17 protein-coding genes are annotated in these 15,889 nt (G+C 59.6%); 9 read left to right on the top strand and 8 right to left on the bottom strand.

Annotated features, from left to right (window positions below):
- Window positions 1–12: 12 nt before the first annotated feature.
- Genes ACR0KC_RS04325 through ACR0KC_RS04305 form a run of 5 tightly spaced genes read left to right on the top strand, consistent with a single transcriptional unit; the run spans window position 13 to window position 6,248 of the window.
- Entirely contained in the window at window positions 13–645 is a 633-nt protein-coding gene (locus tag ACR0KC_RS04325; RefSeq protein ID WP_480759195.1) for a phage distal tail protein, Rcc01695 family, read from the top strand.
- A complete protein-coding gene (locus ACR0KC_RS04320) occupies window positions 645–1,529 on the top strand; it encodes a DUF2163 domain-containing protein (RefSeq protein WP_480771526.1) in 885 nt (294 codons plus the stop codon). Before ACR0KC_RS04325 ends, ACR0KC_RS04320 begins: the two co-directional genes overlap by 1 nt.
- A complete protein-coding gene (locus ACR0KC_RS04315) occupies window positions 1,529–1,969 on the top strand; it encodes an NlpC/P60 family protein (protein WP_170396502.1) in 441 nt (146 codons plus the stop codon). Before ACR0KC_RS04320 ends, ACR0KC_RS04315 begins: the two co-directional genes overlap by 1 nt.
- Window positions 1,969–5,949 carry a baseplate multidomain protein megatron gene (locus ACR0KC_RS04310; protein ID WP_480771525.1) on the top strand — a complete coding sequence of 1,327 codons (3,981 nt, stop codon included), beginning with the start codon at window positions 1,969–1,971 and terminating at the stop codon, window positions 5,947–5,949. The genes ACR0KC_RS04315 and ACR0KC_RS04310 overlap by 1 nt, the downstream gene beginning before the upstream one ends.
- A gap of 2 nt (window positions 5,950–5,951) precedes the next feature.
- On the top strand, window positions 5,952–6,248 hold the full coding sequence (locus tag ACR0KC_RS04305) for a DUF7742 family protein (protein WP_170403088.1): 297 nt from the start codon (window positions 5,952–5,954) through the stop codon (window positions 6,246–6,248).
- Here ACR0KC_RS04305 and ACR0KC_RS04300 read toward each other — a convergent pair.
- Window positions 6,229–6,567, bottom strand: a complete 339-nt coding sequence (locus ACR0KC_RS04300) for a TraR/DksA C4-type zinc finger protein (protein ID WP_170396506.1) — start codon at window positions 6,565–6,567, stop codon at window positions 6,229–6,231. The two genes, ACR0KC_RS04305 and ACR0KC_RS04300, sit on opposite strands and share 20 nt — an antisense overlap.
- Window positions 6,568–6,653: 86 nt before the next feature.
- Here ACR0KC_RS04300 and cysE point away from each other — a divergent pair, with 86 nt between their 5' ends.
- Window positions 6,654–7,463, top strand: a complete 810-nt coding sequence (cysE, locus tag ACR0KC_RS04295) for a serine O-acetyltransferase (protein ID WP_170396508.1) — start codon at window positions 6,654–6,656, stop codon at window positions 7,461–7,463.
- A gap of 71 nt (window positions 7,464–7,534) precedes the next feature.
- Here cysE and ACR0KC_RS04290 read toward each other — a convergent pair whose 3' ends face one another.
- From ACR0KC_RS04290 to ACR0KC_RS04265, 6 genes are all read right to left on the bottom strand, one after another.
- Window positions 7,535–8,836 carry a pyruvate dehydrogenase complex dihydrolipoamide acetyltransferase gene (locus ACR0KC_RS04290; RefSeq protein WP_480705121.1) on the bottom strand — a complete coding sequence of 434 codons (1,302 nt, stop codon included), beginning with the start codon at window positions 8,834–8,836 and terminating at the stop codon, window positions 7,535–7,537.
- Between the two features lies 1 nt (window position 8,837).
- Window positions 8,838–9,098, bottom strand: coding sequence for a hypothetical protein (locus ACR0KC_RS04285; protein ID WP_480705119.1), 261 nt, complete (start codon window positions 9,096–9,098; stop codon window positions 8,838–8,840).
- The gene (locus ACR0KC_RS04280) at window positions 9,098–10,471 is read right to left on the bottom strand and encodes a pyruvate dehydrogenase complex E1 component subunit beta (protein ID WP_480705117.1); all 1,374 of its coding nucleotides are present in this window, start codon (window positions 10,469–10,471) and stop codon (window positions 9,098–9,100) included. Before ACR0KC_RS04280 ends, ACR0KC_RS04285 begins: the two co-directional genes overlap by 1 nt.
- 15 nt (window positions 10,472–10,486) lie before the next feature.
- Window positions 10,487–11,476: a pyruvate dehydrogenase (acetyl-transferring) E1 component subunit alpha gene (pdhA, locus tag ACR0KC_RS04275; protein ID WP_170396516.1), complete on the bottom strand. Its 990-nt coding sequence runs from the start codon at window positions 11,474–11,476 to the stop codon at window positions 10,487–10,489.
- Window positions 11,477–11,648: 172 nt separating this feature from the next.
- On the bottom strand, window positions 11,649–11,948 hold the full coding sequence (locus ACR0KC_RS04270) for an FtsB family cell division protein (RefSeq protein WP_170626672.1): 300 nt from the start codon (window positions 11,946–11,948) through the stop codon (window positions 11,649–11,651).
- A gap of 130 nt (window positions 11,949–12,078) precedes the next feature.
- A complete protein-coding gene (locus tag ACR0KC_RS04265; RefSeq protein ID WP_480771524.1) occupies window positions 12,079–13,269 on the bottom strand; it encodes a phosphoglycerate kinase in 1,191 nt (396 codons plus the stop codon).
- A 135-nt stretch (window positions 13,270–13,404) separates the two neighbouring features.
- On the opposite strand from ACR0KC_RS04265, the gene ACR0KC_RS04260 reads away from it, so the two are divergent.
- Window positions 13,405–13,911, top strand: a complete 507-nt coding sequence (locus tag ACR0KC_RS04260; protein ID WP_480771523.1) for a peptidylprolyl isomerase — start codon at window positions 13,405–13,407, stop codon at window positions 13,909–13,911.
- On the top strand, window positions 13,904–14,452 hold the full coding sequence (locus ACR0KC_RS04255) for a peptidylprolyl isomerase (protein WP_170512043.1): 549 nt from the start codon (window positions 13,904–13,906) through the stop codon (window positions 14,450–14,452). Before ACR0KC_RS04260 ends, ACR0KC_RS04255 begins: the two co-directional genes overlap by 8 nt.
- A gap of 50 nt (window positions 14,453–14,502) precedes the next feature.
- On the opposite strand, the gene aqpZ is transcribed toward ACR0KC_RS04255, so the two are convergent.
- Complete coding sequence (gene aqpZ, locus ACR0KC_RS04250; RefSeq protein ID WP_170396526.1) at window positions 14,503–15,192, bottom strand: aquaporin Z; 690 nt, start codon at window positions 15,190–15,192, stop codon at window positions 14,503–14,505.
- 238 nt (window positions 15,193–15,430) lie between these two features.
- Between aqpZ and ACR0KC_RS04245 the strand changes: the two genes are divergently transcribed.
- Complete coding sequence (locus ACR0KC_RS04245) at window positions 15,431–15,796, top strand: cupin domain-containing protein (protein ID WP_170403066.1); 366 nt, start codon at window positions 15,431–15,433, stop codon at window positions 15,794–15,796.
- The last annotated feature ends 93 nt before the right edge of the window (window positions 15,797–15,889 follow it).

The raw sequence follows: 15,889 nt of genomic DNA, 5'->3' as shown, positions 1-15,889 counted from the left end.
GGGGAGCAGGCGATGAATTTCCACGAGGTGAGATTTCCCGCCAGCCTGAGCTTTGGCTCGGTCGGTGGGCCGGAACGGCGCACGGATATCGTGACGCTGGCCAACGGGTTCGAAGAACGCAACACGCCCTGGGCGCATTCGCGCAGGCGCTATGATGCCGGGTTGGGGATGCGGTCGCTAGACGATATCGAGACATTGATTTCCTTCTTCGAGGCGCGGCAAGGCCAGATGTTTGGATTCCGCTGGAAGGACTGGTCGGATTTCAAATCGGGCGCGGCGACGGCTGAGGTCGACAAGGGCGATCAGGTGATTGCGCGCGGGGATGGCGAGACGACCGATTTTCAGCTGATCAAGAGCTACAGCTCGGGTGGATTCAGTTATGTAAGGCCGATTTTGAAGCCGGTACTGGGGACCGTGACGCTGGGGCTGGATCAGGACGCGCAACGCGAAGGCGTGGACTTTGAAGTCGATCTGGCGACCGGACGCGTGATGTTCTCGGCCCCGCCGCCTGAGCAGGTCGAGATTACGGCCGGGTTTGAGTTCGACGTTCCGGTACGGTTCGACACCGACAAGATCCAGACCAGCGTGGCCAGCTTTCAGGCCGGTGACGTCCCGAACGTACCGGTGGTCGAGGTGCGGGTCTGATGAGCGGGGACAAGCAGGCGCTGCAGGCGCATTTGCAAAGCGGGCTGACCACCACCTGTCGTTGCTGGGCGATCACGCGCAGCGACGCACAGGTCTATGGTTTCACGGATCACGATATGGAGTTGCGCTTTGACGGGCTGGTGTTCAAAGCCAGCACCGGTCTGACCGCTGCGGCGATCGAGCAGGCAACCGGCCTGTCGATCGATAATACCGAGGCGATGGGCGCGCTGTCTGATGCCTCGGTCCGGGAAGAGGATATCGAGGCGGGGCGCTTTGATGGGGCCGAGGTGCGGGCCTGGCTGGTCAATTGGGCCGATCCTGAGCAGCGGATGCTGCAGTTTCGTGGTTCGATTGGTGAGTTGCGTCGCGCTGGCGGGGCGTTTCATGCGGAATTGCGCGGGTTGACCGATCTGCTGAACCGGCCTTTAGGGCGGATTTATCAGAAGCCCTGTACGGCAGTGTTGGGGGATAAGGCGTGCCGCTTTGCCCTGGAGACGTCGGGTTATCGCGCTGAGGCTGAAATTGTCGCGCTGGACGGCGCGGCTTTGCGTTTGCAGGGCGCGGAGAGTTCTGATGCGGGTTGGTTTGAACGCGGCAGGCTGGATGTGCTGGACGGGGCTACGCAGGGCCTGTGGGCCTCGATCAAGCTGGATGAACAGGTCAGAGATGGCCGCGATGTCACGCTGTGGTCGGCGATTGGCGGCGGGCTGGCGGTTGGGGATCGGGTCCAGCTGACCGCCGGGTGTGACAAGCGTATGACCACTTGCCGACTGAAGTTCAACAACATGCTGAATTTTCAGGGCTTCCCTGACCTGCCGCACGAGGATTGGGTCATGGCCGTACCCAAGCGCAGTAGTCAACACAAAGGGGGAAGCAGGCGGTGATGCGGACAAAACAAGATATCGTGGACGAAGCGCGCGGATGGCTGGGCACACCTTATGTTCATCAGGCCTCTGTTCGGGGTGCAGGCGCCGATTGTCTCGGCTTACTGCGGGGCGTTTGGCGCGCGGTGATGGGGCATGAGCCCGAGGCGGTGCCGGTCTACAGCATGGATTGGTCCGAGCCGCAGGGTGAGGAACGCATGTGGGCCGCAGCCCGTCGCCATCTAGTCGAGAAATCGCCCGATGATTTGGCCCCGGGGGATGTATTGCTGTTTCGGATGCGGGATGCGGCAGTGGCAAAGCATCTGGGCATCGTCAGCGCCCAAGACCCGATGCGATTCATCCACGCCTATACCGGGCATGGTGTTGTTGAAAACACGCTGAGCGAGCCTTGGCGTCGCCGCGTGGTCGCTTGTTTCGAATTCCCGCTGGAGGATTTCTGATGGCCACAATAGTTCTGTCTGCTGCAGGTGCGGCAATAGGTGGTTCGATCGGGGGCTCGGTTGCGGGCCTGTCAACGGCGGTGATTGGCCGCGCGGTCGGGGCGACGCTGGGGCGGGTGATCGACAACCGGTTGATGGCCAGCCAATCCGTAATGGGCGGCGGCAGCGAGGTGGTCGAGACCGGGCGTCTGGATCGTTTCCGTCTCACCGAAACCGGTGAGGGTGCGACCGTCGCGACGGTCTACGGCCGGATGCGAGTTGGAGGACAGGTCATCTGGGCCTCGGACTTTCTGGAAACCCGATCGACCTCGACGACGACGCAAACATCAGGCGGTGGCGGTGGAGGCAAGGGGAAACCCAAGCCCGTTGAAGTGACGACAACAACAACCACGCATAGCTACAGCTATTCGGTGTCTCTGGCGATTGCGATGGGCGCGGGACAGGTTGCGGATATCACGCGTGTCTGGGCCGATGGTGAAGAGGTCGAGCGCCGAACGCTGAACATGCGGATATATCGCGGCGATCACGAGCAATTGCCCGACCCGCTCATTGAAGCGGTCGAAGGGGCAGGCACGGTGCCCGCCTATCGCGGCACGGCTTATGTCGTGATCGAAGATCTGGCGCTGGGCCCCTTTGGCAACCGAGTGCCGCAGTTTTCGTTCGAGGTGGTGCGGCAGGAACAAGACGAGATGCCGGATGCCGAGGACGCGCTGACTCGGATCATCAAGGGGGTGGCCTTGATGCCGGGTACGGGGGAATACGCGCTGGCTTCATCTCAGGTTAATTACACCAAGGGCCGTGGGCGCAGTTGGGCGGCGAATGTCAATTCACCATCGGGCAAGTCCGATCTGGTGACCTCGACGCGGGCGCTCGGCCAGGAATTGCCGGGCTGCGAGGCGGCTTCGTTGATCGTGTCGTGGTTCGGCGATGATTTGCGCTGCGGAGAATGCCAGATCCGCCCCAAGGTTGAACGCAAGAATATCGAGGGCGCAAACATGCCCTGGAGTGTTTCAGGTCTGTCCCGAACTGCGGCGGGGCAGGTGAAATGGCAGGATGGGCGTCCGGTTTATGGCGGCACACCGGCTGATGCGGCCGTAGTGCAGGCGATCCGGCACCTGAAGAACTCGGGCAAACGGGTTATGTTTTATCCGTTTATTTTGATGGAGCAATCAGAGGGCAACGGCCTGCCTGATCCGTGGTCCGATGCGCCGGATCAGCCACATTTACCCTGGCGTGGGCGGATCACTTTGGATGTTGCTCCGGGGCGGCCAGGCTCGCCGGATCAAACTGCCGATGCGGATGCGCAGGTGGCGGCGTTCTTTGGTACGGCGCGCGCGTCACATTTCTCGGCCAGCGGCAGCAAAGTGACCTATCGCGGCCCTAGCGAATGGGGATTACGGCGGTTCATTCTGCACTATGCGGCCCTTTGCAAGGCGGCGGGCGGCGTGGAGTCCTTCTGCATCGGGTCCGAGATGCGCGGGCTAACGCAAATCCGCGGCGCGTCTGGCTTCGCTGCAGTTGCGGGGCTGCGGTCTCTGGCCGCGGAAGTGCGCGCGATATTGGGGCCGGAAACTAAGATCGGCTATGCCGCAGACTGGACCGAGTATTTCGGGTATCAGCCGCAAGACGGCACCGGAGACCGGTATTTCCACCTCGACCCGCTTTGGGCCGATGAGAACATAGATTTTGTCGGCATCGACAACTATATGCCGCTGTCCGACTGGCGGGATGGGGGCTCGCATCTGGACGCTGAGGTGTCGAATGGGTCGATCTACGATCTGGACTATCTGCGCGGCAATATCGAAGGTGGCGAGGGGTATGATTGGTACTATGCCTCACCGGAGGAAGCTGAGGCGCAGATCCGAAGCCCGATCACTGATGACGATCATGGCGAGCCGTGGGTCTGGCGGTACAAGGACCTGCGCAACTGGTGGGCAAACCGACATCATGAGCGGATCGGGGGTGTGCGGCAGGAAACGCCAACGGGTTGGGTGCCGGGGTCCAAGCCAATCTGGTTCACCGAACTGGGCTGCGCGGCCATCGACAAGGGCACGAACCAGCCGAACAAATTCTTGGACCCAAAGTCGTCTGAATCAAATTTGCCGCGGTATTCCAACGGGGTACGGGATGATTTTATCATGGTTCAGTACCTTCGGGCCGTCCTTGGCTATTGGGGTGATGCTGAGATCAACCCGGTTTCAGATATCTATGACGGTCCGATGGTGGACCTGTCGAACGCCTTTGTCTGGGCTTGGGATGCGCGTCCGTTCCCGACTTTCCCGAACCTGCGGTCGCAGTGGTCGGACGGCGACAACTATGCACGTGGGCATTGGCTGAACGGGCGATCCGGGTCGCGGACTCTGGCCTCGGTCGTGACAGAAATCTGCCTTGAGGCAGGGGTGACGGCGATTGATGTGTCCGAGCTCTACGGCGTGGTACGCGGTTACGCGGTTGAGGACGTAATGAATGCTCGGCAGGCCTTGCAGCCGCTGATGCTGCGCTATGGGTTCGACGCGATCGAGCGGGACGGGGTGCTGAAGTTCAGAACCCGCGACGGGCGTCGGGCCGTTGACATTGACCCCGAGCAGATCGCCATCAGCGCGGATATCGACGGGCCAGTGGAACATCGCCGCGAGGCAGACGCCGAGATGACCGGGCGTGTGCGTCTGCGGTTTGTCCAATCGGATGCGGACTATGATGTTGTCGCGGAAGAGGCCGTCTTGCCTGATGACAGAACCCATTCGGTCGCCGTCAACGAAATGCCATTGTCGATGACTCGCGCCGAAGGGCGTCAGACGGTCGAGCGCTGGCTAAGCGAATCCCGCATCTCGCGCGAGACTGTACGATTTGCTCTGCCGCCCTCGCTGCTGCATGTCGGAGCCGGCGATGTGGTGCGTTTGCCGGATGGCGGGGACGGAACGCTATATCGGATCGACCGGCTGGAACAGGCCGAGATGCAATTGGCGGATGCAGTGCGGATTGAACCCGGAGTTTATACCCCGTCCGATGTTTTGGATGATGTAGCGACAGCCAAGCCATTCATTGCTCCGGTGCCAGTTCTGCCGGTGTTCATGGATCTGCCGCTGATCACTGGATCCGAAGCGCCCCATGCGCCGTATCTGGCGATATCGGCCGAGCCCTGGCCCGGTAACGTGGCTGTCTATTCGGCTGCACAGGATGAGGACTATACCTTGCATCAAGTGATCGCGGGGCAGGCGGTGATTGGCTTCACCGAAACACCCCTGCGACGCGCAGGCGCTGGGATCTGGGACGAAGGGGCCGCGTTGCGTGTCAACCTGATCGATGGCGTTTTGGAGTCGCGTCCACGCTCGGCGTTGCTGAGTGGTGCCAATCTGGCTGCCATCGGTGACGGAACACCGGGCAATTGGGAAGTGTTTCAGTTCTCGGATGCGGTCTTGCAGGAGACTGGCGTTTACAATTTGTCAGGCCGCTTGCGTGGTCAGTTGGGTACGGATGCCCTGATGCCGGATGTATGGCCTGAAGCGTCTACCTTTGTCCTACTGGATGAACGTGTTTATCAGACCGGGTTGCTGCGCACCGAACGCCGCGTGGCCAAGCATTACCGTATCGGCCCTGCAACGCGCGGCTACGAGGACCCGGCATATGTGCATCTGGTTGAAGCGTTCGATGGCAATGGGCTGAGACCTTATGCGCCAGTGCATTTGCAGGCTTCTGCGTCGGCTACCGGGGACAAGATCTCGTGGGTGCGCCGCACCCGGATTGATGGCGATGACTGGAGCGCATTGGATGTGCCTCTGGGCGAAGAAAGCGAATCCTATCTGATCCGCGTCTTCATTGAGGGTGCTTTGTTGCGCGAAACTGTCACCAGTGATCCGGTTTGGCAGTATTCTGCCGCGATGAAAGCCGATGACGGGCTGGCCGGACCCTACGATATCGCAGTCGCGCAGGTTTCGGCTACCTACGGACCCGGGGCGTTTGCGCGCCTTTCGGTCGGCTAGCCGTGCGGCCAGTCCTGCACGGAGATCTCAGCGCGGCGGCGCGGGCTTTGCTGGCCGCGCCGCGAACCGACCGCGATAGGATAAGCACCCTCCTGATTGCTGAGGCCGAACTGGCGGATCGACATGTCGCCAGAACAGGGCGGTTGCATCCTGTTTATGGAAATGGCTCGTTGATGGCAGCCGCGCGCTGCCGGCCCTTGGCAGACGAGCCAAATTTCGACGATCTGCAATATTGCCAATGTTTCGAGATGGTTCTGCGAAAACTGATCCGGTTCCAAATCAGCCAGATGCGCAGCTGACACATTTTGAGGCGGCAAGGTCCAGCTCTAGCCTTCCGTGCGCTATTTCCTCGCCGCAATCTTCGCAATAGCCGAATTCGTCTTCGTCCATCCGGTTCAGCGCGGCCCGAAGCCGATGCGTTTCGGTGTCGCGCCGGGCCTGTTGCGCCTTGGCCATTGCTTGATTTTGCAACGCATCCATCCGGCTGAGCCGACCCACTGCCTGTTGATCCAGCTCCACAACTGATTGCGCATCCTGACCGGCGGCGGATTGCGCGGCGAGATCGCGAAGGCGCTGGTGAATAAGCTTCCGAAAATGGTCCAGATCGGCTGAGTTCATTTTTTGTTGTAGTGCATATCAAGGGTTTGCGTTTGGTAATTTTACGACTAGATGGCTATTCTAAGCGCAGCAAAGGATGAAAAGCCATGTTCGAAACGCGCAGCCAAGTGACACCCGTGGACCCGGTTTGGGACCGCATCACCTCGGAAGCCCATGCAGCCGTCGAGAAAGAGCCGCTGATGGGCGGGTTGGTACACGCCTGTATCTTACATCACCGCAGTCTTGAGAGGGCATTGTCCTATCGCATCTCGGCCAAGCTATGCTCGAATGAGATGTCGATGATGGTACTGCGTGAGATCGTGGATGAGGCCTATGCTGACGACAAAGCGTTGATTGAAGCCGCGCGCGCGGACCTGATGGCTGTTTATGAACGCGATCCGGCCTGCCACCGCCTGCTGCAACCGATCCTTTATTTCAAGGGGTATCAGGCGATGCAGGCTTATCGCGTAGCCCACTGGCTTTGGAACAAGGGGCGCCATGATCTGGCGTATTTCTTCCAGATGCGATCTTCCGAGATATTCGGCATTGATATCCATCCAGCTGCCCGCATCGGTAAAGGCATCATGATCGACCATGCCCATTCTATCGTGATCGGTGAAACCGCTGTGGTTGGGGACAATGTTTCGATGCTGCATTCGGTGACGCTGGGCGGAACCGGTAAGGAAGAAGAACAGCGCCATCCAACCATCGGTGACGGCGTTCTGATCGGCGCGGGTGCCAAGGTTCTGGGCAATATTGAGGTTGGCCATTGCAGCCGTATCGCCGCCGGATCAGTGGTGCTGCAGGAAGTGCCACCGTGCACGACGGTCGCTGGCATTCCCGCCAAGATCGTGGGCGAGGCCGGGTGCGATCAGCCGTCAATCTCGATGGATCATATGCTGGGGAAAGACCAGTAATTCGGAGTGAATAGACGAAAAAGGCCGCCTCGGGGTTCGAGGCGGCCTTTTTTGTGCATGATCTTCTGGGCTTAGGCCAACATGACCATCGGATTTTCCAGGTTGTCGACGATGGCTTGCAGCAGCTGAGCGCCAAGCGCGCCGTCGATGACCCGGTGATCGACCGACATGGTGACGGACATGACGGTTGCGACCGTCAGTTCTCCGTCATCGCCCACGATGGGTTTCTTGAGGCCGGTACCAACTGCGAGGATACCTGCATGCGGCGGGTTCACGATGGCATCGAAATTGTCGATGCCGAACATGCCGAGGTTCGAGACTGCGAAAGTACCGCCTTGGTACTCGTGCGGGGCCAGCTTGCGCTCGCGGGCGCGTCCGGCGAGGTCTTTCATCTCGGTCGACAGCGCCGACAGCGATTTGGTGTCGGCATCTTGCAGGACCGGAGTGAACAGACCGCCCTCGATGGCGACGGCAACAGCTACATCCGAAGGTTTCAGTTGCAGAACCCGGTCACCCGCCCAGACTGCATTGCACTCGGGCACCTGCTGCAGCGCGTTGGCGACGGCCTTGATGATGAAGTCGTTGACGCTGAGCTTCACACCCCGGCCTTCGAGCTGCTTGTTCAACTGGCTGCGGAACTTGAGTAGCGCATCCAGCTTAATGTCGCGACGCAGGTAGAAATGCGGGATGGTCTGTTTGGCCTCAGACAGACGCGCGGCGATGGTCTTGCGCATGCCATCGAGTTTGATCTCTTCGTATTCGCGGCCTCCGTACATCTTGGCCACGGCGTCCGCCGATGGACCTGCGGGAGCGGCGGCGGTTGGGGCGGCTGCAGCAGCAGGCGCAGGTGCCGCTGCAGGTGTGGCTGTGGCGCTTTCCACATCGGCTTTGACGATACGGCCATGAGGGCCAGAACCTGAGATTTGAGCCAGATCTAGACCCTTTTGCGCGGCAATCCGACGAGCAAGGGGGGAGGCAAAAATACGACCGCCATCCGCTTTGGCCGGTGCCGCTGGGGCAGGGGCGGGCGCCTCGGGTGCCGCCGGTGCGGCAGCCTCGTTGCCCGCTGCGGCAGCTGGCGCAGCCGCGGGAGCAGCGGTTGGCGTTGCACCGATATCATCAGCGCTTTCCCCATCTTCCAGCAGGACTGCGATGGCGGTGTTGACTTTAACGCCTTCGGTTCCCTCAGCAATAAGGATCTTGCCGACGGTGCCTTCGTCAACGGCCTCGAACTCCATTGTTGCCTTGTCGGTTTCAATTTCGGCCAGCAGATCGCCCGAGGAGACGGTGTCGCCTTCCTTGACGAGCCATTTTGCAAGTGTGCCTTCCTCCATCGTCGGGGACAGGGCAGGCATCAGGATTTCGGTGGGCATTTCAGCGCTCCTCAATCAGAGTAATTTGGTCAAAGGGCGCCTTGGGGCGCCCGGTGCCGCGTGCGAGTGTCGCAATCGCAGCCTCGATTTTGTCTTTGTTCTCCGCCATCCAGAGATAGGCGGTCTGGTGTGAGGGGCGCGCGCCGATCAACCGCATATCCGCCGCCAATCGCTCGGGTACAAGCGCCCGCACGATGCGGTTGTCGATGTCAATCTCGACACGGTAGCATTCGGTTGCTGGATCGCGGCCCCTGATCTCCATTACCGGTAGGTCACCTGTTTCACCGCAGCGATCACCTCATCAGTGGTGATCAGCGCCAGCTTTTCGAGGTTCGCCGCGTATGGCATCGGAACATCTTTGCCGGTGAGGGTGATGACCGGGGCGTCGAGATAATCGAACGCTTCCTGCATGACGACCGAGCTGATGTAGCTACCAACGGAACCTTGCGGCCAGCCTTCTTCGACGGTCACAAGACGGTTGGTTTTCATCACCGAGTTGATGATCGCGCCAGTATCCATCGGACGGATAGTACGCAGGTCGATCACTTCGGCGCTGATGCCGTCTTCGGCCAGTTTGTCTGCGGCTTCCAGCGCATATTGCATGCCGATGCCGAAGCTGACGACGGTCACATCCGAGCCTTCGCGCCAGATGCGGGCCTTGCCCAGCGGGATGGTCAGGTCATCCACTTGCGGCACGTCGAAGGACCGGCCGTAGAGGATTTCGTTTTCCAGGAAGACCACCGGGTTCGGGTCGCGGATGGCTGATTTCAGCAGACCTTTGGCATCGGCTGCGGAATAGGGCATCACCACTTTGAGACCGGGCACCTGCATGTACCATGCGGCGTAGTCCTGCGAGTGTTGCGCGGCCACGCGGGCAGCGGCACCGTTAGGGCCACGGAATACGATCGGACAGCCCATCTGACCGCCAGACATATAAAGCGTTTTGGCGGCAGAGTTGATGATCTGGTCAATCGCCTGCATGGCGAAGTTGAAGGTCATGAACTCGACAATCGGTTTCAGCCCGCCAAAGGCCGAGCCGACGGCAATGCCGGTGAAGCCGTGTTCAGTGATCGGGGTGTCGATGACACGTTTGGCACCGAATTCATCGAGCAGGCCTTGAGAGATTTTATAGGCGCCCTGATATTCAGCGACTTCTTCGCCCATCAGATAGACATCTTCGTCGCCGCGCATTTCTTCGGCCATCGCGTCGCGCAAGGCTTCGCGGACGGTTTGCTGCGCCATCTCGGCGTCGGCAGGCCAATCGGGCGACAGGTCCACAACCGGAGCAGCGGGGGCTGCTGCGGCAGGAGCGGGGGCCTCAACCGCCGCAGGGGCGGCTTCGGCCTCCGCTGCGGCTGCGGGCGCAGCCACGGGCAGGGCGGAGGCGTCTTCACCATCTTCGACCAGGATCGCGATAGGGGTGTTTACTTTGACCCCTTCGGTGCCCTCGCTGATCAGAATCTTACCGACGATGCCTTCATCGACGGCTTCGAACTCCATCGTCGCCTTGTCGGTTTCGATCTCGGCCATGATGTCGCCCGAGGATACGGTGTCGCCTTCCTTGACCAGCCACTTGGCCAATGTTCCCTCTTCCATCGTGGGCGAAAGGGCGGGCATGAGAATTTCGGTTGCCATGTCTTATTCGTCCTCTCAGGCGTAGATATCAGTCCAGAGCTCGTCCAGCGACGGCTCGGGGCTTTCTTTCGAGAATTCGGCGGCCTGATTGACGACCTCTTTGATCTCTTTGTCGATCGCCTTCAGGTCATCCTCGGTCGCGTGTTTGCCGGTCAGCAGCAGCTCGCGCACGTGCTCGATCGGGTCGCTTTGTTCGCGGACCTTTTGAACCTCTTCGCGTGTACGGTACTTGGCCGGGTCAGACATCGAGTGGCCGCGATAGCGGTAGGTTTTTACCTCGAGGATGTAGGGACCTTTGCCCGCACGGCAGTGGGCGACCGCTTTTTCACCTGCGGCTTTGACGGCCAGAACGTCCATGCCGTTCACCATTTCGCCCGGTATTCCGAAGGCTTGACCGCGGTGGTAGATGTCGGCCGAAGAGGTCGAGCGTGCTTGCGCGGTGCCCATGGCATACTGGTTGTTTTCGATCACGAATACCACCGGAAGCTCCCAAAGAGCAGCCATATTGAAGGTCTCGTAGACCTGACCCTGATTGGCCGCGCCATCACCGAAATAGGTGAAGGTGACGCCGCCGTTTTCTTTGTACTTGTCAGCAAAGGCCAGACCCGCACCCAGCGGAACCTGTGCGCCAACGATGCCATGGCCGCCATAGAAATTCTTCTCTTTCGAGAACATGTGCATCGAGCCGCCTTTGCCTTTGGACAGCCCGCCTTCGCGACCGGTCAATTCAGCCATTACGCCGCCCGGGTCCATACCACAGGCCAGCATGTGGCCGTGATCGCGATAGGACGTGATGCGCTTGTCGCCTTCCTTGGCCGCGGCCTCAAGGCCGACAACAACCGCTTCCTGACCGATGTAGAGGTGGCAGAAACCCCCGATCAGACCCATGCCGTAGAGTTGACCTGCCTTTTCCTCGAATCGGCGGATCAGCAGCATCTCGCGGTAATATGTGGTCAGTTCTTCCGCAGAAACATTTGGTTTCTTTGTGGTTTTTCGCGCAGCCATAGTGGCGATCTCCCCCTTTCGGCAAGATAGTTTAGCGTTAAACTATCTCATAGAGCATTTCACACGTTCTGGCGAGTACTAATGTTACGCGAGGGCAGGATACGCGAGTTGCGGCCTGCCACAGCTTATCTTCCGGGCGTTAAGGTGCAGAGATTCTTAGTCAAAAATTTCGTTAGCGGATGACGATCTCATCCGCGCGGATCATGCCGAGCACTGAGCGGGCCTGTTGATCCAGCAGATCGAGATCCAGATAGGTGTCTGACAGTCGGCGAGTCAGGTTCTCCATCTGCTCGATCTCGGCGTTCAGCTGCGCCAGATCGCGAGACAAAACATCGCGCTCGGCGGCAATCTCGACCCGGCGAAACAGACCGTAATCCCCTTGAACGGCGGCAAAGGTGAAATACACCCCCAGCATGAAGGCGATCGTGAAGAAAATGAAGGCCCCTAAACCGGGCCGATTGGAACGGGACACTGTGTTAACCGCCGTGTGAAATACTGCCTCAGAAACGCACCCTTTTTGGATGTCTCGACGCACTATGTCACAGGTGATTCGGCTTGTGAATCCCCTGAGTAGAAAAAGCTGAGACCTGAGGTTTGAGCGCTTACGGGTCCAGCGCGGCCACACCCGGCAAGGTCTTGCCTTCCATCCATTCAAGGAAGGCACCACCAGCAGTAGAGATATATGAGAAATCCGTTGCCGCGCCCGAGGCGTTCAGCGCGGCCACCGTGTCGCCCCCGCCCGCGACCGAGGTCAGCTTGCCATCGCGGGTTAGTGCTGCGGCCTTCAGCGCCGCCGCATTGGTTGCGGCATCGAACGGGGTCAGCTCAAACGCCCCCAGTGGGCCGTTCCAAATCAGGGTCTGGCTTTTTTCCAGCACTTCGGACACGGCTGCGACGCTTTCGGGACCGGCGTCTAGGATCATCGAGTCAGAAGGGCACTGATCAGCGGGCAGCACCTGATGCGGCGCGTTGGCCTCGAACACTTCGGCCACGACGATGTCGCGCGGCAGGACGATCGTACAGCCAGCGGCTTCGGCCTTGCCGAGGATTTCGGCGGCGGTATCGGTCATGGCGTGCTCGGCCAGTGATTTGCCGACATCGATCCCCTGCGCCAGTAGGAATGTATTCGCCATGCCGCCACCGATGACCAGATAGTCAACCTTCTCGATCAGGTTGCCCAGCAGGTCCAGCTTGGTCGACACTTTGGCGCCCCCGACAACCGCTGTGACAGGCCGCTTGGGCGCGCCCAGGGCGGCCTCAAGTGCGCTCAGTTCCTGCTGCATCAGGCGTCCGGCACAGGCGGGCAGCAGACGGGCCAGCGCCTCGGTCGAGCTGTGGGCGCGGTGCGCGGCCGAGAAGGCATCGTTGCAATAGATGTCGCCCAGCTTCGCCATGCCTTGGGCAAGTGGGACGCTGTTCTTGGTCTCCTCGGCATGGAAGCGGGTGTTTTCCAGCAGCAGAACCTCACCTTCCGCCAGGGCGGAGGCTGTGGTTTCAGCCTCATAGCCTACGCAATCATCGGCAAAGCGCACGGGAACCCCGAAAGCGGATTCAAGTGCTGGCACAAGCTGCTTCAATGACAGCTCGGGTACATGCTGACCACCGGGGCGTCCGAAATGGGCCAGCAGGATGGGTTTACCGCCTGCGGCGAGGATATCGCGCACGGTTGGCACGATCCGTTGAATGCGGGTGTCGTCGGTCACCACGCCATCCGCGACCGGTACGTTGATATCCACGCGCACCAGAACCCGCTTACCGCCAAGATCCATATCGTCCAGAGATTTCCAGCCCATCGCGCTCATCCTTGCCCATTGCATCCAGTTTCAGCGGTTCTTTTCCTGCATTTTGCGTTCAGGTCAATGCGTCACTTGGCATTCGCGCGCCCGCGTCATAGGTATTTGCGCAAGTTTCAAAGACAGGAGGGCCAGATGGCCGAGATCAAAGACCCCGAAAACACGATCATCATTGAGCTGAAAGACGGCAATGTCGTCATCGAATTGCTGCCTGATGTGGCCCCTCAGCACTCGGCTCGCATGAAAGAGCTGGCACGTGGTGGTGAATATGACAACGTCGCCTTCCACCGTGTGATCGACGGGTTCATGGCGCAAACCGGCGATGTGCAGCATGGCGACATGGAAGACGGGTTCAACATTCGTATGGCAGGCACCGGTGGATCGTCGCTGCCGAACGTACCTGCCGAGTTCTCGAAACTGCCTCATGATCGCGGCACGTTGGGTGCGGCACGCTCGGCCAACCCGGATTCGGCAAACTCGCAGTTCTTCATCAACTTCAAGGACAACCACTTCCTGAACGGCCAGTACACCGTTTATGGCCGCGTCATCGACGGGATGGAGCATGTGGACGCCATCGTACGCGGTGAACCGCCTGCAAGCCCCGACCGCATGATCCGCGTCAAGGTGGCCGCCGATGCATAAGCTGGCCGCTGTTTTTGCCCTTCTGGCCAGCCCTGCGCTGGCAACCGGGCTTGAGATTGAGATCGAGGGCGAGGGCGCCAATGGCACCGTCACCGTTGATCTATTCGAGGATATTGCACCCAAGCATGTAGAGCAGATCACCGCTCTGGCCGCTGCTGGTCAGTACGATGGGGTTGTGTTCCACCGTGTGATCGACGGCTTTATGGCGCAGACCGGCGATGTTGAGTTTGGCCGGGTCGGTGGCGACATGCGTCGTGCGGGTACGGGTGGATCGGATCGCCCTGATCTGCCTGCTGAGTTCTCGGATTTCAATTATGACCGGGGCGTCGTGGGTATGGCGCGGGCGCAGGACCCAGACAGCGCGAACTCGCAATTCTTCATTATGTTCGAGCCCGGCCCGTTCCTGAATGGTCAGTACACGGTTGTCGGTCAGGTGACAGAAGGGATGGACGTGGTCGATGCGATCAAGCGGGGCGATGGCCCTAATGGCGCAGTGATCGGACAACCGGATGCGATGAAAAAGGTCACTGTGACCGAATAAAAGAAAACCCCGGCGCGCTTCTGCGGGCCGGGGGTCTTGATGTGGCTGGGTCAATCGTCGTCCGACATCGCCCGCCAGATCAGTGCGCCAATCGCGCCGCCGATCAAAGGTGCCACCCAGAACAGCCACAGCTGCGCCAGGGCCGGACCATCGGCAAACAACGCCACGCCGGTTGACCGGGCAGGGTTCACCGAGGTGTTGGTCACCGGGATCGAGATCAGGTGGATCAGCGTCAGCCCCAATCCAATCGCAATCGGGGCGAAACCAGCAGGCGCGCCGCTGGATGTCGCACCGAGAATGATCACGATGAAGAAAGCTGTCATGACGATTTCGATCACCAACGCCGACATCATCGAATAGCCTTCGGGTGATGCCTCGCCATACCCGTTTGAGGCAAATCCCCCGACGCCTTCAAAGCCCGGTGCTCCGCTGACAATCAGATAGAGCACGGCTGCTGCGGCGATCGCTCCAATCACCTGCGCGATCCAATAGGGGATCAGATCCTTGGCATCGAACCGCCCGCCGATCATCAGCCCAAGGCTGACCGCCGGGTTGAAATGCCCGCCCGAGATATGACCGACCGCGTAGGCCATGGTCAGCACCGTCAGGCCGAAAGCAAAAGAAACACCCAGCCAACCGATGCCGACATCAGCAACACCTGCAGCCAGCACCGCGCTGCCACAGCCACCCAGTACCAGCCAGAATGTACCGAAGAATTCGGCCATGAGTTTTGATGACATGAAAAGCCCTCCTGAAATCAATGACTTTAAGGTTAATTCAAAAAATGCTTTTTGTGAAACTGTGGATTGTGGGGAATTTTCCTTCAAGACACGTCAGATAGGGGGACTGTTAGGGAATATGCTTATTCCGGTGAGCTGGCGATTGAGAACGACACACTCGGCCCAACTTGCGTTTTTCTCCTTTGCGCCCCAATGTCCGGTATCGGTTTTGGGCTTGTGATGTGGCGGGGGTATCAAAGTGAAGTTCAAAAAACTGTATTCGGATGCTCAAGGCGAAAGCCATTGGAAAGACATCGAAGTCGAACTTGAAGAGCAAAGCTTTGCACCACCTGCGAAAGCAATCGAGATTTCAAAGCCAGAAGCTGTCAAGCAAACCATGTTCTTGAGACTCAAGAAGGGTTGGGATGAGCCAATTCATCCCACACCTGTCGCTCAAAAGCTCATTTGTCTTTCTGGCTCAGTGCGCGTGACCGCGAGCGACGGGGAATTCAGAGATATTGGTCCGGGTGACGTCTGGCATATGGAAGACAAACACGGCAAAGGCCACCACACAGTAGTAACAAGCGATGATGATTTTCTTTCGGTGATCGTGCAGTACGAGTAGCGGGGGCAGCGCAGACCAAGCCCTCCTGATCAACCAAGCGCATTGCGGCACTTGCGCGGTGTAAGGCCGCTTCGTCCCGCATTGAGGTCATTG

Source organism: Ruegeria sp. CF3, assembly GCF_056537365.1.
Note: the sequence above shows the minus strand (reverse complement) of the source record. Positions and strands in the feature narration are given on the sequence as shown.